Origin of the sequence: Paenibacillus durus ATCC 35681, assembly GCF_000993825.1 — a bacterium.
GTDB classification, from domain to species: Bacteria; Bacillota; Bacilli; order Paenibacillales; family Paenibacillaceae; genus Paenibacillus_AQ; species Paenibacillus_AQ durus_B.
Window position 1 is genome coordinate 1,945,928 of sequence record NZ_CP011114.1, and the last position, 20,191, is coordinate 1,966,118.

Annotated in this window: 21 protein-coding genes; 19 read left to right on the plus strand and 2 right to left on the minus strand. The window is 53.8% G+C overall.

Translation table 11 applies throughout. From position 1 onward, the window contains the following. Positions 1-636 precede the first annotated feature (636 nt). Both rsmD and coaD read left to right on the plus strand, forming a co-directional pair. Positions 637-1,227: a 16S rRNA (guanine(966)-N(2))-methyltransferase RsmD gene (gene rsmD, locus VK70_RS08850; RefSeq protein WP_025693889.1), complete on the plus strand. Its 591-nt coding sequence runs from the start codon at positions 637-639 to the stop codon at positions 1,225-1,227. Then, positions 1,224-1,736 carry a pantetheine-phosphate adenylyltransferase gene (gene coaD / locus VK70_RS08855; protein ID WP_025693888.1) on the plus strand — a complete coding sequence of 171 codons (513 nt, stop codon included), beginning with the start codon at positions 1,224-1,226 and terminating at the stop codon, positions 1,734-1,736. The genes rsmD and coaD overlap by 4 nt, the downstream gene beginning before the upstream one ends. Here coaD and VK70_RS08860 read toward each other — a convergent pair. Then, entirely contained in the window at positions 1,714-2,937 is a 1,224-nt protein-coding gene (locus VK70_RS08860; protein ID WP_052755989.1) for a nucleoside recognition domain-containing protein, read from the minus strand. The genes coaD and VK70_RS08860 overlap by 23 nt on opposite strands. A gap of 163 nt (positions 2,938-3,100) precedes the next feature. Here VK70_RS08860 and VK70_RS08865 point away from each other — a divergent pair, with 163 nt between their 5' ends. After that, the gene (locus VK70_RS08865) at positions 3,101-4,138 is read left to right on the plus strand and encodes a SepM family pheromone-processing serine protease (protein ID WP_025698018.1); all 1,038 of its coding nucleotides are present in this window, start codon (positions 3,101-3,103) and stop codon (positions 4,136-4,138) included. Here the strand turns inward: VK70_RS08865 and VK70_RS08870 are convergent. Next, complete coding sequence (locus VK70_RS08870; protein WP_046723162.1) at positions 4,128-5,459, minus strand: tRNA(Met) cytidine acetate ligase; 1,332 nt, start codon at positions 5,457-5,459, stop codon at positions 4,128-4,130. The genes VK70_RS08865 and VK70_RS08870 overlap by 11 nt on opposite strands. Positions 5,460-5,656: 197 nt before the next feature. On the opposite strand from VK70_RS08870, the gene VK70_RS08875 reads away from it, so the two are divergent. From VK70_RS08875 to moaA, 16 genes are all read left to right on the plus strand, one after another. Beyond that, the gene (locus VK70_RS08875) at positions 5,657-6,169 is read left to right on the plus strand and encodes a YceD family protein (RefSeq protein ID WP_025694248.1); all 513 of its coding nucleotides are present in this window, start codon (positions 5,657-5,659) and stop codon (positions 6,167-6,169) included. Positions 6,170-6,228: 59 nt separating this feature from the next. Then, positions 6,229-6,402, plus strand: a complete 174-nt coding sequence (gene rpmF / locus VK70_RS08880) for a 50S ribosomal protein L32 (RefSeq protein WP_019911234.1) — start codon at positions 6,229-6,231, stop codon at positions 6,400-6,402. A 273-nt stretch (positions 6,403-6,675) separates the two neighbouring features. Continuing rightward, entirely contained in the window at positions 6,676-7,272 is a 597-nt protein-coding gene (gene fapR / locus VK70_RS08885) for a transcription factor FapR (protein ID WP_025694247.1), read from the plus strand. Continuing rightward, entirely contained in the window at positions 7,256-8,245 is a 990-nt protein-coding gene (gene plsX / locus VK70_RS08890) for a phosphate acyltransferase PlsX (protein WP_025694246.1), read from the plus strand. The genes fapR and plsX overlap by 17 nt, the downstream gene beginning before the upstream one ends. Positions 8,246-8,253: 8 nt before the next feature. Then, positions 8,254-9,243 carry a beta-ketoacyl-ACP synthase III gene (locus VK70_RS08895; RefSeq protein ID WP_025694245.1) on the plus strand — a complete coding sequence of 330 codons (990 nt, stop codon included), beginning with the start codon at positions 8,254-8,256 and terminating at the stop codon, positions 9,241-9,243. A gap of 22 nt (positions 9,244-9,265) precedes the next feature. Continuing rightward, positions 9,266-10,189, plus strand: coding sequence for an ACP S-malonyltransferase (gene fabD, locus VK70_RS08900; RefSeq protein ID WP_046723165.1), 924 nt, complete (start codon positions 9,266-9,268; stop codon positions 10,187-10,189). A gap of 58 nt (positions 10,190-10,247) precedes the next feature. Continuing rightward, positions 10,248-10,997 carry a 3-oxoacyl-ACP reductase FabG gene (fabG, locus tag VK70_RS08905; RefSeq protein ID WP_025694920.1) on the plus strand — a complete coding sequence of 250 codons (750 nt, stop codon included), beginning with the start codon at positions 10,248-10,250 and terminating at the stop codon, positions 10,995-10,997. A 131-nt stretch (positions 10,998-11,128) separates the two neighbouring features. Continuing rightward, on the plus strand, positions 11,129-11,362 hold the full coding sequence (gene acpP / locus VK70_RS08910; RefSeq protein WP_025334828.1) for an acyl carrier protein: 234 nt from the start codon (positions 11,129-11,131) through the stop codon (positions 11,360-11,362). Between the two features lie 211 nt (positions 11,363-11,573). Beyond that, positions 11,574-12,812 carry a beta-ketoacyl-ACP synthase II gene (gene fabF / locus VK70_RS08915; protein WP_025694919.1) on the plus strand — a complete coding sequence of 413 codons (1,239 nt, stop codon included), beginning with the start codon at positions 11,574-11,576 and terminating at the stop codon, positions 12,810-12,812. A 12-nt stretch (positions 12,813-12,824) separates the two neighbouring features. Beyond that, positions 12,825-13,529, plus strand: coding sequence for a ribonuclease III (rnc, locus tag VK70_RS08920; protein WP_046723168.1), 705 nt, complete (start codon positions 12,825-12,827; stop codon positions 13,527-13,529). A 260-nt stretch (positions 13,530-13,789) separates the two neighbouring features. Then, entirely contained in the window at positions 13,790-14,140 is a 351-nt protein-coding gene (locus VK70_RS08925) for a Na-translocating system protein MpsC family protein (protein WP_025694176.1), read from the plus strand. A 136-nt stretch (positions 14,141-14,276) separates the two neighbouring features. Then, positions 14,277-16,421: a formate dehydrogenase subunit alpha gene (gene fdhF, locus VK70_RS08930; RefSeq protein WP_025694175.1), complete on the plus strand. Its 2,145-nt coding sequence runs from the start codon at positions 14,277-14,279 to the stop codon at positions 16,419-16,421. Continuing rightward, on the plus strand, positions 16,418-17,071 hold the full coding sequence (locus tag VK70_RS08935; protein ID WP_046723171.1) for a 4Fe-4S dicluster domain-containing protein: 654 nt from the start codon (positions 16,418-16,420) through the stop codon (positions 17,069-17,071). The genes fdhF and VK70_RS08935 overlap by 4 nt, the downstream gene beginning before the upstream one ends. A 32-nt stretch (positions 17,072-17,103) precedes the next feature. Next, positions 17,104-18,504 carry a [FeFe] hydrogenase, group A gene (locus tag VK70_RS08940; protein WP_233277793.1) on the plus strand — a complete coding sequence of 467 codons (1,401 nt, stop codon included), beginning with the start codon at positions 17,104-17,106 and terminating at the stop codon, positions 18,502-18,504. After that, complete coding sequence (locus VK70_RS08945; protein ID WP_025695460.1) at positions 18,501-19,085, plus strand: 4Fe-4S dicluster domain-containing protein; 585 nt, start codon at positions 18,501-18,503, stop codon at positions 19,083-19,085. Before VK70_RS08940 ends, VK70_RS08945 begins: the two co-directional genes overlap by 4 nt. Positions 19,086-19,144: 59 nt before the next feature. After that, on the plus strand, positions 19,145-20,182 hold the full coding sequence (moaA, locus tag VK70_RS08950; RefSeq protein ID WP_025695459.1) for a GTP 3',8-cyclase MoaA: 1,038 nt from the start codon (positions 19,145-19,147) through the stop codon (positions 20,180-20,182). Positions 20,183-20,191 lie beyond the last annotated feature (9 nt).

Below are 20,191 nucleotides of genomic sequence, written 5' to 3' on the forward strand. Positions count from 1 at the left end.
AGAAAATGGCAGAGATGAGGAGAAAATATCCTAAAGATCTGGTTGATCGGGCAAAAGCGAACGGTGTTTCATACGTTCTATTTCGATATAGAATCACACACGGATGGGCTATGGATGATGCAGTTCAACTTCCTCCGTCTAGGAATAACAGCCCCATTCGCCTTAAGCAAAAGCATGGAGAGGAATACTTCCGTAAGCAATACGAGTTGATAAGAGGAAGACGATGGCCCCATACGCTTTCTCAAAATCACACCCAATCGGCACCCAATTCATGATTCTTACTCAGTATAAATGAGTAGATATATCATAAAAACCTTGATACATAAGGGTTTATTCAAAAAAATCGGGGCCCTCTTTCGAGAGCCCCTTTCATGGGAGAGGAGAAACCGGACGAAGAGCTTATGGGGAAGCGTAAGCTTGCTCCGCGGTTGTCTACGACATTTTGTAATGTCGATAGTTAAAGGATAGCCCGCAAGTGCCGGATTTATACCTAAGCGTCAAAATAATTTTGTCCACTTGCTGCGTGCGGCGGGTTGCGACAAAGTTTTTATTTAACGGCGGGAATGTGGTACGATAATCGTGAAATTATGTCGTTTTGGCGTAATAAATAGAGAAACAGAGCAGGTGAAGCAAGCATTGAGAGTGGTGTCGGGCACAGCCAAGGGAAGATCCTTAAAAAGCGTTCCGGGAACCGGAACACGTCCTACGACCGACAAGGTCAAGGAAGCGATTTTCAGCATGATCGGTCCTTATTTCGATGGAGGGGCGGCCCTGGATTTGTTCGCCGGTAGCGGCGGACTCGGGATCGAAGCCCTGAGCAGAGGCATGGACAGCGCCGTATTTATTGATATGGAGCCGAAAGCAATCGACACGGTACGTGACAACCTGAAGGCGGCAAGGCTGGAAGATAAGGCTGAGGTTTACCGTAACGATGCGAATAAGGCGCTGGCAGCGCTGGAGAAGCGGGGGCGGTCGTTCGACCTTGTCTTTTTGGACCCTCCATACCGGCATAAATTCGGAGATGAGCTAATGTCCATAATGGCGGGCAAAGGCCTGCTGAGACAAGACGCGGTCATTGTACTGGAGCACGAATCGGACTATGAATATCCCGAGCATATTCCCGGCTTCAGCCAGCTGCGTTATGCATTGTACGGCGAGACGGCGGTATCCATTTACTGTTATGGGGCCGGCTCAGAAACCGACATGGGTGAGGGGGCGCAAGAGTGAGTCTGCAAATAAGAGAGGAAAGAGTCGCAATTTACCCAGGCAGCTTCGATCCGGTGACGCTTGGCCATATCGATATTATTGAACGGGCCGCGAAGCAGTTTGACCGTCTGATTGTGGCCGTACTAAATAATTTAAGCAAGAATCCGCTGTTTACGGTGGAGGAGCGAGCAGACCTGCTTCGTCAGGTGACCGCGCATCTTCCCAATGTGGAAGTTGACATCTTCCGGGACTTGCTTGCCAACTATATCAGGCAAAAAGAGGCTCAAGTCATCGTACGCGGCATCCGCACCGTATCCGATTTCGAATACGAGCTGCAAATCGCCACGATTAACAGCAAGCTGAATTCGGACGCAGAAACGATATTTATGATGACGAATCCTAAATATTCGTATCTCAGCTCTAGCGTAGTCAAGGAAATCGGCCATTTCGGCGGAGACTTGACCGAATTTGTGACCCCGGAAGTCGAGCGGGCAATGCGGCTCAAGTTCAGCGTGAACGGCCGCGAATAGCCAAGGCAAGCCGGACGGCGGCGGACAGCAGCAGCAGGATGAGCAGCATAAGCAAATGCATGGCAACCAGTTTTGGAAAATAGTGCCAGATCGCTGCAATACCGGATGTTACGGTTAAATTCATCTCTCTGCCGGCCAGAACGGGTAATGCCGATTCCTGAAACGCGGTAAGCGGCTTGTAGAACAGTAGTGTGAGAATGAAGGCATAGCCGCCATGCAGCAACCTTCCTGCGGCAAAGGGAAGATAGCGTACTCCGGCGGGCTTGAGTACCGCCAAGGCCTGAAGCTGTGCGCAGATGCCGCTCCATCCTATAGCTCCAGACAGCAGCGCAAGCTCCAGCGGGCCCGAGGATAAGCCCGAACCGGACGGCATTGTTCCGGACGTCAGAGATTGTGCTCCGAGATGAAGCTCCAGCAGAGCAGAGGTAAGAGCTGCTGGCAGCTGCGGCCACAGCCCTGATATGATGCTGATAACGACGGCGAATATGATAATGTAGCCTCCTGCCAGCATCAGGCACTGTACAGTGGCGCTTACCGACTCGCCCAGCAGTCTGCCGAAGCTGCGGCCATCCCTTGCGCGAGCGTCCGCAGCGGCGGATATCGCCCGGCGGATGAGGGAAGTCCGGCGTCCGGCGGAAGCTTTTGCCGGAGAAGCGGCTTCTGCAGGGCGTGAAGCCCTAGCGGATACTGTCATGCCGGAGGCCAGCCCCGCAAGCCAGTGTACGGCCAGCAAGCCGTAACCGGCTGCGGGGCTGTGAAGCATGGAGGCTCCGACCACAATCAGGAGCGTGACCGGACTGGCGAAATGGGTAAGCGACGCGAGACGTCCGGCTTCCCTATCGGAGATTTCGCCCTGCCGGTACAGCTGGGCCGCTCCCTGAGCACCGCCGGGAAATCCGGACGTCATCCCCAGTGCCAGCGTCCACCCCGCACTGCCAGGGAGCCGGAAGACAAGCCTCGTAAGAGGTTCCAGAAGAACACCGATGGCATGAACGAAACCGGAGGCGCTCAGCATTTCCGACAGCATCAGGAAAGGCATCAGAGCCGGAAAGACCAGCGTCCACCACAGCTTCAACCCTTGAAGCGAGGCATTAAAAGAGCTTTCAGGCGAAGAAATGATGGCCGCTGCGAGAAGCATAGCCAGGCCTCCGGATAGAAATGGAGCCGATTTTTTGGCCATTCGGGCGATGTTTAGGTTCATTTTTTATTTCACCTCTTCATAGCTTGGGAGCAGACGAGTTTCTAACAATTTATGCGGACCAGTCCACCGCCATGCTTAACCAGGGAACGGAACCGCAAGATTGCTCTACACAAATACATAACCAAGAGAAACGCCGGAGTTTATTGGAAAGAGGGGAATCCCAGTGAGACAGTATAGACACAGAACGGGAATTCGCGCCGCGGCTTATCTGTTTACGCTCATCGTGTTGGTTTACGTAGTTGTGTTCATGGGAACTCCTTATGTAGTGTACCAGCCGGGAGACGCCTCCGAGGTGGCGCCCATGATTAAGGTGGAGAACGAGGATAAGGCTGAAAAGGGAACTTTCATGATGACGACCGTATCCGCGAGCTACGCCAATGTGGCGCTGCTGCTCTATTCGGCGCTGAATCCCAATGCGGAAATAGCTCGTAAAGCGGATAGGCTTAGGGATCAGACGGAGGAGGAATACGCGGCTACGCAGGTTTATTATATGAGCAGTTCGCAGTCGAACGCCGTGGAGGCCGCTTACAAAGCAGCAAAGATTCCTTTCCGCAACACGACTGAATATTTGTTCGTTTTCTCGGTTCCCGGAGAAGCTGGGCATAAGCAGTTTAAGCCCGGAGACAAGATTCTCACCGTTGCAGGGCAGCAGGTCACCGATCCGGAAACGCTGAGCAATTTGCTGTCTTCCAGAAAAGTAGGGGATCAGGTAGCCGTATCGCTGGAGCGAGACGGAAAGAAGTTTACTGAGGACGTTACCCTCGTTGAGATTAAAGACGATGGCAAGGCGGCGGTAAAGCCGGGTCTTGGCGTTGTCATCGGCGCCGTTCAGAAGGTGGAAGCGTCGGAGGCTGGAAGGGAAGTCAGCTTTACCGATACGGATGTCGGCGGGCCCTCGGCGGGCTTGATGTTCACTATGGAAATATATAACCGCCTGACGAAGGGCGATTTGACCAAAGGGTACAGAGTCGCCGGAACCGGCACGATTGATCCAAGTGGAGAAGTAGGTCCCATCGGGGGCGTTCAGTTCAAAATCGTTGCCGCCGACCGAAAGGGCGCGGAAATCTTTTTCGTTCCGGTTCAGAATTATGCAGTCGCCAAGGCAAAAGCGGATAAAATCGGCGCCAAGATGAAGCTGGTGCCGGTAACGACATTAGGCGAAGCCATTCGGTATATGGAGAAGCTGCCGGTCAAATCATGACCGGCGGCTGCAAATAGTCGCTGTACAGCTCGCTGCGGAGCGGAGAGGCGAATGCCGCAGCATAGGCGGCGGACGCCTGAAGATCCCGTTCCAAATGCGGATGGGAGCAAAGCGCCGGCCGTGTGATAACGGGCAGGGTGGCGCTTTGCTTCATTTTTTTGAGCAGGGAGCGGCCGCTTTCCCGAAATCCGAGCACCCGGATATATCCCGGCCCCTGCGATAGCGCGCCGGAAGAGAATTCTTCCTTGCCGTGATTCAGCAGAATGTGCAGCAGCATCCGCTGAAGCCGTGTGCGGGTGTAGCGTTTGCTCTTCAAGGCTGACAGCAGGCCGCTAACGGAGAACTGCTCAAGCTCCGGCAGAACCCGCAGCAGACGGTGCTCCAGCCCCTCGCTCACATCCAGCAGACCGCCAAGCTCGGCGGCTGAGCGGGTGGAGAGGAGATGCAGCAGCGGAGAGCGGAAGCTCTCCCAGTCCAGCGGCCCGCGGCCTTCCTGCTGCTCGCACCGAAGTATGTCAAGGCTGTACTCCGGTATATAGTCTGCAGGGGAACCGCCCATACGCAGCAGTCCGCGCAGCGCTGTCGCACTGGCAATGGCAGTACCGGTGCGAAGCGGCTCATGAAAGCCCGCCCCCAGCCGGGGAACGGTCAGCGGAGCGATACGGCTGCCGAGCCGCCTCAGAGCGATAAGGTAATGGAGGCCAAGGCTGTTATTCGGTCCGTGCAGCAGCTCTGCAAGGCTGTCTTCGTTCAATTTCGGTACGGAGCCGGTTCCCGAATGGTCATCCGGAAGGGCTTTGCGTTCGGCAGGAACATTGGGGCGGGAAGCAGCGGGCAGCGGTCCGCTGCCCGCCTCCCCGCTGTCCTGCCATACCTGCGCCGCCGCAGCGCTGTAAGCGGCGGGAAAGCTCTCGCCGAGCGCAAGGCGGCTGCGGAGCTCGCTTTGAAGCGGGCCGCTTTCCTCGGAGAGAAAGCGTGCCAGCGGCAATAGCTGCGCCAGGCTCCCGGACTCGGAGCCGAAGCACAGGCTGCTGACGACGCCAGTTGCTTCCAGCAGCGCCACCGCGCCGAAGGCGAACCACTCGGCAGGCTGAACGGCATAAGCGACCGGGAGCTCAATTACCAGATCAGCGCCCATGCGCAGAGCCATTTCGGTCCGTGCCCGCTTACTTAACATGGCAGGCTCCCCGCGCTGGGTGAAAGGACCGCTCATCACGACGATGGAGTGGCTAGCGCCGGACAATCTTTTGGCTTCGTTATAATGGTGGACATGCCCGTTATGTAAAGGGTTGTATTCGGCAATAATCCCTACTGTCGGCACGCAGGGTTCACTCCTGTTCTGTTTATAGTAATGGTGCTGGCTTAAGCGTAAGCAAGGTCCGTCAAAACGCCAAGAATGGGTTACTAATAGTTATAACATAATTCAGAGTCCTGTTACCTAACAATATAAAGGGGAAATAGTTGACAAAGGTCATATGCGGTAGGTATAATAAATTTTGTTTGTTTGGAGTGATATTTATGAAGGTTCACTTTCGCAAAATTGCAAATGCCGACGGACCTATGCACTTCCATGAGAATGTGGATGTAAGCGAAGCCGTCAAAGGCCGCAAGGATATTTTGACTGTATCACCGTTATTGGCCGATCTCGATGCGCTGCCCGCGGCTGCGGATCTCGTAACCGTGGAGGGTAAGCTGAGCGGAGATGCGGACATGCTATGTGCACGTTGCTTGACTCCTGTCAAGACGCATATGGATATTCCTTTTGCCGAAAAGTTCAAGTGGGGCAAGGAACCGGCTGAGCCGGAAGAAGATGGGGACGACGATCTTATCTACGTGACCGATGAAGCCGTGGATCTGGCGCCTTATGTCCAGGAAAGTTATCTTCTTCATTTGCCGCTTTCCGTGCTTTGCACTCCGGGCTGCAAGGGACTCTGTCCCACGTGCGGTCATAATCTGAACGAAGGCGCCTGCAGTTGCGACAACACCGTAATCGACCCGCGTCTTGCCGGGTTGAAAGATTTTTTCAAATGAGAAGATGAGACTGAAACGGCCCGATTAATCGGGTTGACTTGAATAAGGAGGTGGAACACATGGCAGTACCTCAACGTAGAACGTCCAAAACACGCCGTGACAAGCGCCGCACGCACTTTAAGCTGGTTGTCCCGGGCATGGTGAAATGTGAACAATGCGGAGAATTGAAGCTTGCTCACCACGTATGCAAAGTATGCGGAACGTACAAAGCAAGAGAGATCATCAAGCAATAGTAGCCTTACAAACAAAGTAGTACTTCATCTATCGGTGAGGTGCTATTTTTTTTGCGGAAAGGTAAAAGAGGTTTGGTGCAGGGAATCCGCTATTTTGGAGGCGTTCGGAGCAGGTTCTGAAGTCAATGCTTTATTTTTGCGGCCTCATGCTTTATACTACATATTAGTACCAGGTTCTAAGTTTAGAATGAATATAACTTCCGACATAACTTGCGGCCGATAGAAGGGCATGCTTTCATAAACAAGGACGGGAGGTGAACCGCCATCGAGCGCGTGCCGAAGAAAGAACGCCAGCAGCAGCTGTTGCAGATTATTGAGGAAAATCCTTTTGTCACGGACCGTGAGCTTACCCGGCAGCTGAAGGTCAGCATACAGACGATCCGGCTGGACCGAATGGAGCTTGGTATTCCGGAGCTGCGGGAGCGCATGAAGCAGATGGCGGAGCATTCCTACGATCAGGTTCGCTCTCTTCCTGTGGACGAAGTGATTGGAGATATCGTTGATTTGCAGCTGGACAAGAGCGGCATTTCGATCTTTGAAATCCGTGGGGAGCATGTCTTCTCCAGGAACGGGATTGCCCGCGGCCATTATGTATTCGCTCAGGCCAATTCGCTGGCGGTTGCCGTAATCAATGCCGAAATCGCGCTTACCGCTTCCGCTGATATCCGCTTTGTACGCATGGTCCGTCTGGGTGAGAAATGCATATCCAAGGCTTATGTCCGCTCGCTGGCGGGCCGCAAGGGCAAGGCCGAGGTCGACGTATTTACATATGTTGGCGAAGAGATGGTCTTTCAGGGCCATTTCGTCGTGTACCGGTCCATAACCGAAGAATACAGCGAAGGAGTGAGCCGTAGTGCAGATCGCCATTGACGCCATGGGCGGGGACCACGCGCCCGAGAGCAACGTGGAAGGCGCCTTGTCCGCGGCGGCGGAATGGAAAGATACGCAGATTATTCTAGTCGGTGACGAAGCAAGACTGGCACCGCTGCTTAAAGATAAGCCGGCCAATGTAACGGTCCGCCATGCAAGCGAAGTAATCGAACCCGATGAGGAACCCGTCAAAGCCGTAAGGCGAAAAAAGGATTCATCCATGGTTGTTGCGGGAAAGATGGTTAAAGAAGGCGAAGCCGAGGCGATGATATCCGCCGGTAATACGGGGGCCCTTATGACGACAGGGCTGCTTATTGTCGGAAGAATGCCGGGCATCGAGCGCCCGGCGCTCGCTCCGATGATCCCGACCCTTGACGATGTCGGTGTGCTGGCTCTGGATCTAGGCGCGAATATGGATGCCGAGCCGCAGCATTTGGCGCAGTACGCGCTGATGGGAAGCATTTACCGCAGCAAGGTGCACGGCATTTCGCAGCCGCGCGTTGGTCTCCTGAACGTCGGCGCGGAGCCCGGCAAGGGCAACAAGCTGACAAAGGAAGCGTATCCGCTGCTGGAGCAGCTTCCCGGCATCCACTTTGTCGGAAACGTGGAAGCGCGTGACGTCCTGACGGGAAGCTGCGATGTGCTCGTCTGCGACGGATTCGCCGGGAATATTTTGCTGAAGTCGCTGGAAGGGACGGCGGGCGCGATATTCGCCCTGCTCAAAGAGCAGTTCACCCGTTCCCTCAAGACGAAGCTTGGGGCGGCGATGCTTATGCCTGAGCTGAGAGGTCTCAGAGGCAAGATGGATTACAAGGAGCACGGCGGCGCACCGCTGCTGGGCTTAAGCGGTCTCGTAGTGAAGGGGCACGGTTCTTCTGACGGAAACGCCATCAAAAATGCGGTCCGGCAGGCGCGGCAGGCGCTATCGTCCGGTCTTGTCCCAAGTATATCCAAGGAAATCAGCGGGAAGTGAGTGACATTATGAATAACTTACGGCCGGTCGGTATTATCGGCACGGGAAAATATGTACCCGAAAAAATATTAACCAACAGCGATCTGGAAAAAATGGTGGAAACAAATGATGAATGGATTGTCAGCCGGACGGGGATCCGCGAGCGGCATATCGCGGCTCCGGACGAGGCAACTTCCGATCTTGCCTATGAAGCGTCGCTTCGGGCGCTGGCTTCTGCAGGCATGAAGGCTGAAGATCTTGATCTGATCATTGTGGCTACGATAACGCCGGACACGACCTTTCCTTCCACAGCCTGCATTTTGCAGGATAAGCTCGGAGCAAAGGGTGCGGCGGCTTTCGACCTGTCTGCGGCTTGCTCCGGCTTTGTATACAGTCTGGCGACAGCAGTCGGGTTCATTCAGAACGGCATGTACCACAATGCCCTGATTATTGGAGCCGACACGCTATCACGGATAACGGATTATACGGACCGAAATACCTGCGTGCTATTTGGCGACGGTGCCGGAGCGGTCGTAATCGGCGAAGTGCCGGAGGGCCGGGGATTCCAGTCCTTTGATCTTGGCGCAGAGGGCGCCGGCGGACCGCTGCTCAAGCTGGAAGGCGGAGGCTCGCGGCTGCCCGCTACGGCGGAGACGGTGGAAGGCAAGAAGCATTTCATCTATATGAACGGCCGGGAAGTGTTCAAGTTTGCGGTCCGGGTTATGGGTGCGGCGACGGAGAAGGTGCTTGGCAAGGCGGGTCTTGCAAAAGAAGACATTGACTTATTCATACCGCATCAGGCGAATATTCGCATCATTCAGTCGGCTATGCAGCGTCTTGAACTTCCGCCGGAGAAGTGCGTAATCAATGTAGACAAATACGCGAACACCTCGGCGGCATCTATACCGCTCGCCCTAGTGGAAGCGGCGGAAGAGGGACGGATGAAGGAAGGCGACACCGTTCTGATGGTCGGCTTCGGCGGAGGTCTGACTTGGGGCGCTTCCATATTGATTTGGTAAGCGGAAGGGAGCAAATAGCATAATGAGTAAAATCGCATTCGTATTTCCCGGCCAGGGCGCGCAGGCGGTTGGTATGGCGAAGGATGCATATGAAGCTGTGCCCGAGGCCCGTGCGATATTTGAAAAAGGCGATGAAGTTCTCGGCTTTCCGCTCAGCACGCTTGTCTTTGAAGGGCCTGACAGCGAGCTTAAGCAGACAGCCAATACGCAGCCCGCGCTGCTGACAGCGAGCGTAGCCTATCTGGAGGCGCTGAAGGGCAAAGGCCTTACGCCGGATTATGTGGCCGGCCACAGCCTGGGAGAATACAGCGCGCTGGTGGCGGCCGGCGTACTGGCCTACGAGGACGCCGTCAAGCTGGTGCGTCTGCGCGGCCAGTTTATGGAAGAGGCCGTGCCAGGCGGACAAGGTGCGATGGCGGCCGTGCTGGGCGCCGGACGCGAGGCGCTGGCGGACCTGTGCCGCAGCGTATCGGAGCAGGATGGCCCGGTTGAGCTGGCGAATATCAACTGCCCGGGACAGATTGTCGTATCCGGCTCGCATACGGGCGTGAACGCGGTCGTTCAGCGGGTGAAGGAAGCAGGCGGCAAGCGGGCAATTCCGCTGGAAGTGAGCGGTCCTTTCCACTCCTCCATGATGAAGGCAGCGGCTGAAAGACTGTCGGACGAGCTGGCGAAGACTGAGTTCAAGGTGCCGTCCGTTCCCGTCGTCGTCAACGTTACCGCGCTTCCCGTCACGAATCCGGAGGAAATCCGCGAGCTGCTGGTCCGGCAGGTGTACTCGCCGGTACTGTGGCAGGATACCGTGGAACGGCTGATTGAAGAAGGCGTGGACACGTTTGTGGAGATCGGCTCCGGCAGCGTGCTCGCCGGACTCATCCGCAAGATCGACAAGAACGTCAAGGTGATCAACATTAACAGCCTGGAAAGCATTGAAGCTCTTGGTTGAACTGCTTCCGATTGAACAGTAGGACGAGCTTTACGGAATATGAAAGGGGGATACAAGGATGTTCTCAGCATTGCGGGGCCAGACGGCCCTCGTTACGGGCGCGTCTCGCGGCATCGGCCGCAGCATCGCGCTGGCGCTGGCGGAGCATGGCGTCAAGGTCGCCGTGAACTATTCAGGCAGCGAAGATGCGGCCCGGGAGACCGTAGAACGCATCGCGGAGCTCGGCTCTGAAGGAATCGCGCTGCGGGGCAATGTCGGCAGCGCCGAACAGGCGGAAGCCCTGGTTAAAGAAACCCTCGGCGCCTGGGGCCGGATCGATATTCTAGTGAATAACGCGGGCATTACAAGGGATAATCTGATTATGCGGATGAAAGAGGAAGAATTCGATCAGGTCATCGAGACGAATCTCAAAGGCGTGTTCAACTGCCTAAAGGCGGTCACCCGTCCGATGATGAAACAGCGCTATGGCCGGATCATCAATATTTCCTCCGTCGTCGGCGTGACAGGCAATCCGGGCCAGGCTAACTATTCGGCGGCGAAAGCCGGCATTATCGGTCTGACCAAGTCGGCTGCGCGCGAGCTTGCTTCCCGCGGCATTACGGTTAACTGTATTGCTCCCGGCTTTATCGACACCGATATGACCCGGCAGCTGTCTGATGAAGTCCGCGCCGATCTGGCGAAGGGCATTCCGCTCGCACGGCTCGGTCTGCCGGAGGAGATTGCTTCGGCGGCGCTATTCCTTGCATCCGAGGGTGCAGCGTACATGACGGGCCAGACGCTTCATGTTGACGGCGGCATGTATATGTAATATTTTAGGGGCTCCGGGTTAATCCCGTTGAGTGAGATTGAGCGTCAAAATTAGCGGGTTAAAGCGTTTTTTTAGCTCTATGGCATTTTGAACTCATATCTCGTATAATACCAAAAGAGGAGGTGAACCGGATGTCCGATGTATTGGAGCGTGTAAAGCGCATTGTCGTCGACCGCTTAGGAGCCGACGAAGCCGAAGTCACACTGGAAGCGTCTTTCAAAGATGATTTGGGAGCTGATTCTCTCGACGTTGTAGAATTGGTGATGGAATTGGAAGATGAATTCGATATGGAAATCTCTGATGAAGATGCAGAGAAGATTACGACTGTGGGTGAAGTTGTAAACTACATACAATCTCATACCTAGAGTCATTGGCTTACAAAGTCCCGTACCTGCTTAAGGCGGGACTTCTCCTCATTTTAGAGTGGTTGCACTTTGCGAAAGCTGCGCTTTTTATAAGCGTATTTCCAAGGAAAATAACAAACCGCCGCTTTTTTACGCGGCGTTTGCAGTTTATATAGTGTTAAGAGAGAGAAATTACAACTGTAGATATAGTAATCAGATGGGGTGAATGCTTTTGAGTCATAGAGTGGTTGTTACCGGTATGGGCGTGATGACATCGCTTGGCAAAGATCTGGAAACGTTCTGGAACAGCTTGATGAGCGGTAAGTCCGGGGTTTCTACGATCGAATCCTTCGATGTGAGCGAATATCCGACACGGATCGCGGCTTCGATTAAAGATTTTGATCCGGAAGAGTTGTTCGGCCGCAAGGAGGCCCGCAAGATGGACCGTTTCGTACAGTTTGCGCTCGCGGCAGGACAGCTGGCGCTGAATGACAGCGGCCTCGTCATTGGCGAAAATATCGAAGCTGAGAGAGTCGGCGTATCTGTCGGTTCGGGTATTGGCGGACTTGGCACCTGGGAAGATCAGCATAACCTGCTGCTTGAAAAAGGTCCTAAGCGCGTCAGCCCGTTCTTTATTCCGATGATGATCGCCAATATGGGTTCGGGGCAGCTGTCCATCAGCCTCGGAGCAAAGGGCCCAAATACAACGCAGGTTACCGCCTGCGCGACGGGGAGCCACGCCATCGGCGATTCGCTGCGTATTATCCAGCGCGGTGATGCGGACGCCATGATCTGCGGCGGTGCGGAAGCGACGATCCGTCCGACGGGCATGGCAGGCTTCTGTGCGATGAAAGCGATGTCTACGCGCAATGACGAGCCTGAAAAGGCAAGCCGTCCGTTCGATTCGGACAGAGACGGCTTCGTTATGGGTGAAGGCGCCGGCATCCTGGTACTGGAATCTCTGGAGCATGCGCTTCAGCGGGGCGCCTGGATTTATGCCGAGGTTATCGGCTACGGCTTGAGCGGCGATGCCCATCATATGACCGAACCCGATCCGGACGGCGCGGCGCGCTGCATGAAGATGGCGATTCGCGATGCAGGCATCAAGCCCGAGGAAATTGACTATATTAACGCGCATGGCACCTCGACTCCTGTAGGGGACAAGTCGGAGACGGCGGCTATCAAGATGGCGCTGGGAGACCATGCGTACAAGGTGCCGGTCAGCTCCACGAAATCCATGACAGGGCACCTGCTTGGTGCAGCTGGCGGGGTGGAAGCGATTATTTGCGGACTTTCCCTTCAGAATAACATGATTGCTCCAACAATCAATTTGGACAACCCGGATCCCGAATGCGATCTCGACTATGTTCCGAATAAGCCTCGTGAAGCCGAGCTGAACATCGCCATGTCGAATTCATTCGGATTCGGAGGACATAACGCGACTGTTATTTTGAAAAAATACAATCAGTAAGGAGACCGTGCGATGAATGGGGACCTGAAGCAATTACAAAGTCAACTTCATATTCAATTCCACGATTCTTTGCTGCTGAAGCAGGCTTTTACCCATGCGTCCTATGTCAATGAACACCGTTTCAATCAGCACCAGGACAATGAACGTCTTGAATTCTTGGGCGATGCCGTCCTGGAGCTGACGGTTTCCGAATATTTATATAATCTGCTTCCGGACCGGCCGGAAGGCGAGCTGACCAAGCTGCGGGCTGCTATCGTCTGCGAGCCCTCGCTGGTCAAGTTCGCTGAGAACCTTGGCTTTGGCCGTTACGTGCTGCTTGGCAAAGGCGAAGAGCTGACGGGAGGACGAACCCGGCCGGCGCTGCTGGCCGATGTGTTCGAATCCTTCGTGGGAGCGCTTTATCTAGATCAAGGACTTGAGACAGTGAGGAAGTTTTTGGATAACCATGTATTCCCGCTGGTAGAGAGGGATGGGAAGCTGCAAATGCAGATGACCGACTTCAAGACCGAGCTTCAGGAATTGATTCAGCATCACGGCATGGGCACCCTGGAGTATCGGATTATCGAGGAACGGGGACCGGCTCACGAACGTGAATTCGTCTCCGAAGTAAGTATGGCCAGCCGTACGCTGGGCCAGGGAAGCGGTCGCTCGAAGAAGGAAGCGGAGCAGCATGCTGCGGCAGCCGCTCTGCTGCGCCTGAAAGAGGACGGCGCCTGACAGAACGGAGCTCCCGAAGCATTACAGGTAAAAGCAGAAGAGCAGCAAAGGTTTGATTCCGACGGACAACCGGGCATCAGACCTTTGCTGCTCTTTTTTTTAAATTTTACGATAATGTCCATGAACTCAAGAATAACAGGTGGAAACGAATCAGCAAGTGTTAATTTGTTTATTGACAAGAATTTTAGAAGAGTCTAACATGAACATGTAATAAATGAGATTAACTTCCATTACAAGATTGTTAGTATTGAGGTGTTTGGATGCCTGAGACTGAATTCGAATACCAGGAGAAGATTAGAAGACTTGTAGTTAAGATTGTTAAGCACTACCGGGGCAGAGGTCCGGAGAATGTGAAGGTTAAGCTGGAGAACGACCAATTAATCATTATTGAGATTAGGGGAATTCTCTCGAATCTATCCGAGATTTTAGTAAAAGAAGGTGCTGTCGATCTCGTCGCGGAATATTGGAAAGTCTTAAAGCCTTATTTGGAAAAAGAATTTATGGATGAAGTGATAGAAACGCTTGGTAGTCCTTTTACATATACTTGGAAGATTTACGAGCTTTGTCCAAGTGGCCAGGCAATTAGGATTCAGTTGAATAAATCGGTTTGATTAAAGAGAAAGGGCGTCAGCCTCTTCGCTTTTTAATAAGCCAGTACACGGTGTATTTTTCTATTTATACTTTGTATTGGCTTTTTTTTTGTTGTGCTCTTTGTGCAAAAAATTACATAAAAAGGTGGTTATCCAATTGACGAACAAAGTACTGACAATATGTCCGTATTGCGGTAGCGGTTGTCACATGAATTTGCTGGTTGAAGACGGGAAGGTCGTAGGGGCCGAGCCTGCGGATGGAAGAACAAATGAAGGGAACTTGTGCCTGAAGGGCCATTATGGCTGGGATTTTCTGAATGATCCGCAGATTCTGACCGCTCGTCTCCGCAAGCCCATGATTCGCAAAGAAGGGGTTCTGCGTGAGGTCTCTTGGGAGGAGGCTATCCAATTTACAGCAGAGAAGCTAACGGCGATTAAAGAAAAATATGGTCCGGATGCCATCATGGGCACAGGATCGGCCAGAGGACCGGGCAATGAGGCTAACTATGTGATGCAAAAATTCATGCGGGCGGTAATCGGCACCAATAATATTGACCACTGTGCCAGAGTGTGCCATGGTCCGTCCGTAGCAGGGCTGACCTATTCGCTGGGCGATGGGGCCATGTCGAATTCTATTCCGGAAATAGAGGATACGGATCTGCTCTTTATTTTTGGCTATAATGCCGCAGTCACGCATCCGATCGTAGCCAGAAGAATCGTCAAAGCGAAGCAGAAAGGCGCAACCATTATCGTATCCGATCCGCGAAAGACAGAATTGGCTAGAATTGCGGATACCTGGCTCCCACTTAAAGGCGGGACGAACATGGCGCTTGTCAATGCATTTGGCAATGTGCTCATAGAGGAAGAGTTATATGATAAGGATTATGCAGCCAACTATGTGGAAGGATTTGCTGAATACAAGGAAAGTGTGAGAAAGTATACGCCTGAATATGCCGAGAGCATCACCGGTGTAAAAGCAGATGACATTCGCAAGGTCATGCGGCAGTATGCCAAAGCAAACAAAGCGATGATTCTCTACGGCATGGGAGTGTGCCAATTCGCTCAGGCGGTTGACGTAGTCAGAGGGCTTGCCTCGCTGGCACTGCTGACCGGCAATTTCGGCAGACCCGGTGTCGGCATTGGACCGGTTCGCGGCCAGAACAACGTACAGGGCTCGTGCGACATGGGGGCATTGCCTAATGTATATCCGGGCTATCAATCGGTTACCGATCCCAAAATACGCAAAAAGTTCGAGAAGGCCTGGGGCGTCATGCTGCCGGATAAAATCGGTTACCACTTAACGGAAATTCCCCATCTAGTATTGAAGGAAGATAAGGTGAAGGCCTATTACATTTTTGGCGAAGATCCGGTACAGAGCGATCCGAATGCGGCCGAAGTAAGGGAAACGCTGGAGAAGATGGAGTTTGTCATTGTGCAGGATATCTTCATGAACAAGACGGCGCTGCATGCGGATGTCATCCTGCCCGCTACCTCCTGGGGCGAACATGATGGTGTGTATTCGTCGGCCGACCGCGGATTTCAGCGGATTAGAAAAGCCGTAGATCCACCAGGGGATGTAAAACCGGATTGGCAGATTATCAGTGAACTAGCCACGGCTATGGGCTACCCGATGTCCTACCGGAATACGGAAGAGATCTGGGACGAGATGAGAGCCCTTAGTCCGAAATTTGCGGGAGCAAGCTATAAGAAGATGGAGGAGCAGGGCGGCGTTCAGTGGCCTTGCCCTACCGAAGATCATCCGGGTACACCGTATTTATATGAGGGTAACCGCTTTTCGACGGCTAACGGAAAAGGGCGGCTGTTCGCCTGTGAATGGAGAGCTCCGCTCGAGCAGCCGGATCAGGAATATCCGTTAACGCTGTCGACTGTCCGTGAGGTCGGACATTATTCCGTCCGCACGATGACCGGGAACTGCCGCGCCCTTAGCCAGTTGTCCGACGAGCCCGGTAATATCCAGATTAGTCCCGGGGATGCTTCGAGCCTCGGCATTGAAGACGGTCAGCTTGTTAGAATTATCTCCCGGCGGGGAAGGATTGTCGCCAGAGCGCAAATCAGCGACCGGGTCAAAACAGGCGCCACCTATATGACCTATCATTTCTGGATTGGCGCTTGCAACGAACTGACCGGCGATGCCTTGGACCCTATCTCCAAGACGCCGGAATATAAATATTGCGCGATTCGCCTGGAGCGGATTCCGGATCAGCTTCGGGCCGAACAGAAGGTGCGGCAGCAATATGAGTCGCTTAGAAAGCAGATGCATGTGGGGGCGGGTCAGGCATGAAGAAGGAACAGCCCAATTCGTTCGTCATTGCCGAAGCCGGCAAATGCATAGGCTGTAAAGCGTGCGAACTGGCTTGCTTCGCCGTGCATAACCGTGATAATGGGGTGGCTGCTGCGGTAGGTACGGTCACCACGCCGGTTATTCCAAGGCTGTATGTTATCCGCACGGACAGCTTCACAATGCCTGTTCAGTGCCGGCATTGCGAGAACGCGCCTTGCGCCGGCGTCTGTCCGGTACAAGCGATCGTCCAAGAGGAAGGCGCTATTACCATCGATGAGGATCGCTGTATAGGCTGCAAAGCTTGCGCCATAGCTTGCCCTTTTGGAGCGATCAGCCTGTATAAGGCGTACAGCAACGGCCAGGAGCATAAGCAGCCGTACTTAAGGGAACGACTGGACGGCCGGTTGGAACGGAAAACGAGAGTCATCGCTTATAAATGTGATTTATGCCATGATATCACCAATTCCGGGAATATCGCTTCTGGAGAGATTGCGGCAGCAGCCGCAGTGAATAATAGCGGGACCCCGTCTGAAGGCGGAGGCGAACCGATGCCCGCTTGCGTCTCGGTCTGTCCGGAACAGGCGCTGAAGCTGGTCAGTCAGAGCCTCGGGGCATCCAGATCGCGGAAAGCGGCAGGGCTGAGATTATGACAAACCTAATCATAGAAAAGAAGGGTTCATCTGTGACGCCAAACATCGATCCGATTATTCATATTGACGAAGAACTATGCACCGGGTGCAGGCGGTGCGCGGCGGTATGCCCTGTGGATGCCATTATCGGGGAAGCGGGCACACCCCAAAAAATTGATGCGCACCGCTGCGTCGTTTGCGGGCAATGTGTACAGACATGCGCCGCTTACGCGGCGGAAAGCGAACCTGCCCTCACTTCCCGCGCAGAGAAGCTGCGGCAAAGAGGTCAGCTTTCCAGTGTCCGTGAACCGCTATTCGCCGCCTATTCGACCGGACATGCATTAGAGCTAAAGGAAGCGCTGGCTGACCCGAAGCGGTATAAGGTCGTGCAATGCGCTCCGGTTATCCGCGTGTCGCTGGCTGAGGAATTCGGCTTGCCCTTTGGCACATTAACGCCGGGCAAGATGGCGGCGGCATTAAGACTGCTGAATTTCGACAGGGTATATGATACAAATTTCGGCGCCGACGTCACGATTATGGAAGAAGGCAGTGAATTAATAGGCAGAGTCATGTCCGGCGAGCGGCTGCCCATGTTCACCTCCTGCTGCCCGGCTTGGGTCAAGCATGCGGAGACGGCCGCGCCGCATGTGCTGGATCATCTGTCGAGCTGCAAGTCGCCGATGCAAATGGTAGGGGCATTGGTCAAGACGTACAGCGCCGAATTGGACGGAGTTGCCCCGGCCGATATTCTCAGTGTGGCGGTCATGCCCTGTACTTGCAAGAAATTTGAAGCCGGCAGGGATGAGATGAATGTCGACGGGCTTCGCGAAGTAGATATGGTTATTACAACGAGGGAACTTGCCCAGTTAATCAAGGATAAGGGCATTGATTTCATGAATCTGCCCGACGAACCGTTTGACTCGCCGCTCGGCAAATATTCCGGAGCAGGGACGATCTTTGGCGCCACCGGAGGGGTCATGGAAGCGGCGATCCGAACGGGGTATGAGCTGGTAACGCACGAATCCATCCCGAACCTCCAGCTCGATTTTATCAGAGGGGATGAAGGAATTCGTACGGCTACGGTTCAGATTGGGGATTTGGAACTGAAGGTGGCCATAGTCGCGGGACTTAAATATGTTTCATCCATTTTGGAACAAGTATCCGATGGCACCTGCCCCTATCATTTTATCGAAGTGATGGCTTGCCCCGAAGGTTGCGTTAGCGGCGGTGGCCAGCCGAAGCTTCTGCTGGAGACGCAGCGAAAGGCCGCTTATCAGGCCCGAAAGAGCTCGATTTACCGTCATGATTCCAACCAGAAGGTCCGCAAGTCGCATGAGAATCCGGCAATTATTAAATTATACAAAGACTTTTTAGGTGAGCCTTTAGGCCATACTTCACACCATTTGCTGCATACCAAGTTCTTTTCCAGAAGTGTTAAGGGGGAATTGAAATGAACAGTTTCGTAGTTGCTGATCCTGATAAATGTATTGGATGTCATACTTGTGAAGCAGCCTGTGTCGTTGCGCATTCGGGAAACCGTCTGTTTGAGCAGGAAGAAAGCGAGATTGCCTTTTACCCGCGTCTGAGCGTAATCGAAACGAACGAAGTTACTGCCCCTGTGCAGTGCAGACATTGTGAGGATGCGCCTTGCGCGAATGTGTGCCCGAACGGTTCGATTACGAACAAGGAGCATAGCATTTTTATTAACCAGGATACATGTATTGGCTGTAAGACCTGCATGCTGGTCTGCCCTTTTGGGGCCATTCAGATGGTTACTGCGTATCGGGATGGTCAGAAGCAGTTGCAATCCGGCCTGCGGTCAAATACTGCGGGCGTGCCAAGCCGGAAGGAAAGAATCGTTGCGCAAAAATGCGATCTCTGTGAAGAAAGCGGCAATGGACCGGAATGTGTACGGGTATGCCCGACGAGTGCGCTCCGGTTCATTGACCAAAGTCAAATCGAAGAGTCGGCTGCCCGGAAAAGAATGGCCAGTGCACAGCTGCTGCAGCCATTTGGCGATTTATCCGGCTTCTAAGCATGTTAAATTTCCATCCAAGTGTTCAGTCACAAAATGCAGAAAGCAAGGTGAATCCTTTGTCCGAACCTTTGGTTGACTCCTTTGGCCGTGTACATAATTATGTGCGGCTCTCCATTACCGACCGCTGCAACCTTGGCTGTCAGTATTGCAGACCGGGGAACAGAGCGGATTATACTTCGCAGACGGACCTGCTTACTTTTGACGCGATGGTTGACATCGTAAATGTACTCGCCGAGATGGGTGTCACTAAGGTTAGGATTACCGGCGGAGAGCCGCTGCTGCGGCCCCGTCTGGAAGAGCTTGTGGCCAAGCTTGGCGCCATATCAGGTATCAGACGCATTGGGCTGACCACCAACGGCCTGCTGCTGGCGTCCAAGGCTCGGGCGCTTCGCCGGGCGGGGCTGACCGATGTGAACATCAGTCTGGATTCCCTCCTGCCGGAGCGGTACGCCCAGATCACTCGCGGCGGTAATCTTAGCCGGGTATTAGACGCCATTGAAGCCTGCTTTGAAGCCGGATTCGAAACGCTGAAGCTCAATGTAGTGCTCATGCAAGGCGTGAACGATGACGAAATCGAGTCTTTTTTGCAGATGACGCTGAATTATCCGCTGCAAATCCGCTTTATCGAATATATGCCTGTCGGTATGCAGGCAGAGGGCTGGAAAGCGAAATATATGCCGCTGGAAGGAATACTGGCGCAGTGTGCCAAGAGGGAATGGAACGCGCGCCTTGTTGAGCCTGCTGACAGTCTGGCGAATCTATCCTTTTGCGGAGCGGCTGACGATGCAGGGCCGGCCAAGTATTACCGGATTTCCGGAGCTGCCGGAGAATTCGGCCTGATTAATCCGGTGAGCGATCATTTCTGCATGGCCTGCAACCGGCTGCGTATTACGGCCAACGGATATGTTAAGCCCTGCCTCTATTGGAATGACGAGTGGGATCTCAAGCCGTTTATCGGAAATAACGAGATGCTTGGACAAGTATTCCGGCAATCGCTCGAAGCTAAACCGCAGCGGCATGAAATGATCGTTCAGCCGAGCCACAAGCCTTCCCAGCACGTAATGCGGCGTCAGATGTCCCAGATTGGCGGGTGAAAGCTTAAA

Excerpts from the sequence above, each read along its gene's own strand:
- rpmF (WP_019911234.1), top strand. The coding sequence starts at position 6,229 with ATGGCAGTACCTCAACGTAGAACGTCCAAAACACGCCGTGACAAGCGC.
- rnc (WP_046723168.1), top strand. The coding sequence starts at position 12,825 with ATGAATGGGGACCTGAAGCAATTACAAAGTCAACTTCATATTCAATTC.
- VK70_RS08860 (WP_052755989.1), bottom strand. The coding sequence starts at position 2,937 with ATGAACCTAAACATCGCCCGAATGGCCAAAAAATCGGCTCCATTTCTA.
- acpP (WP_025334828.1), top strand. The coding sequence starts at position 11,129 with ATGTCCGATGTATTGGAGCGTGTAAAGCGCATTGTCGTCGACCGCTTA.
- VK70_RS08895 (WP_025694245.1), top strand. The coding sequence starts at position 8,254 with ATGAATAACTTACGGCCGGTCGGTATTATCGGCACGGGAAAATATGTA.
- VK70_RS08945 (WP_025695460.1), top strand. The coding sequence starts at position 18,501 with ATGAACAGTTTCGTAGTTGCTGATCCTGATAAATGTATTGGATGTCAT.
- fabD (WP_046723165.1), top strand. The coding sequence starts at position 9,266 with ATGAGTAAAATCGCATTCGTATTTCCCGGCCAGGGCGCGCAGGCGGTT.
- VK70_RS08925 (WP_025694176.1), top strand. The coding sequence starts at position 13,790 with ATGCCTGAGACTGAATTCGAATACCAGGAGAAGATTAGAAGACTTGTA.
- fabG (WP_025694920.1), top strand. The coding sequence starts at position 10,248 with ATGTTCTCAGCATTGCGGGGCCAGACGGCCCTCGTTACGGGCGCGTCT.
- VK70_RS08875 (WP_025694248.1), top strand. The coding sequence starts at position 5,657 with ATGAAGGTTCACTTTCGCAAAATTGCAAATGCCGACGGACCTATGCAC.
- VK70_RS08935 (WP_046723171.1), top strand. The coding sequence starts at position 16,418 with ATGAAGAAGGAACAGCCCAATTCGTTCGTCATTGCCGAAGCCGGCAAA.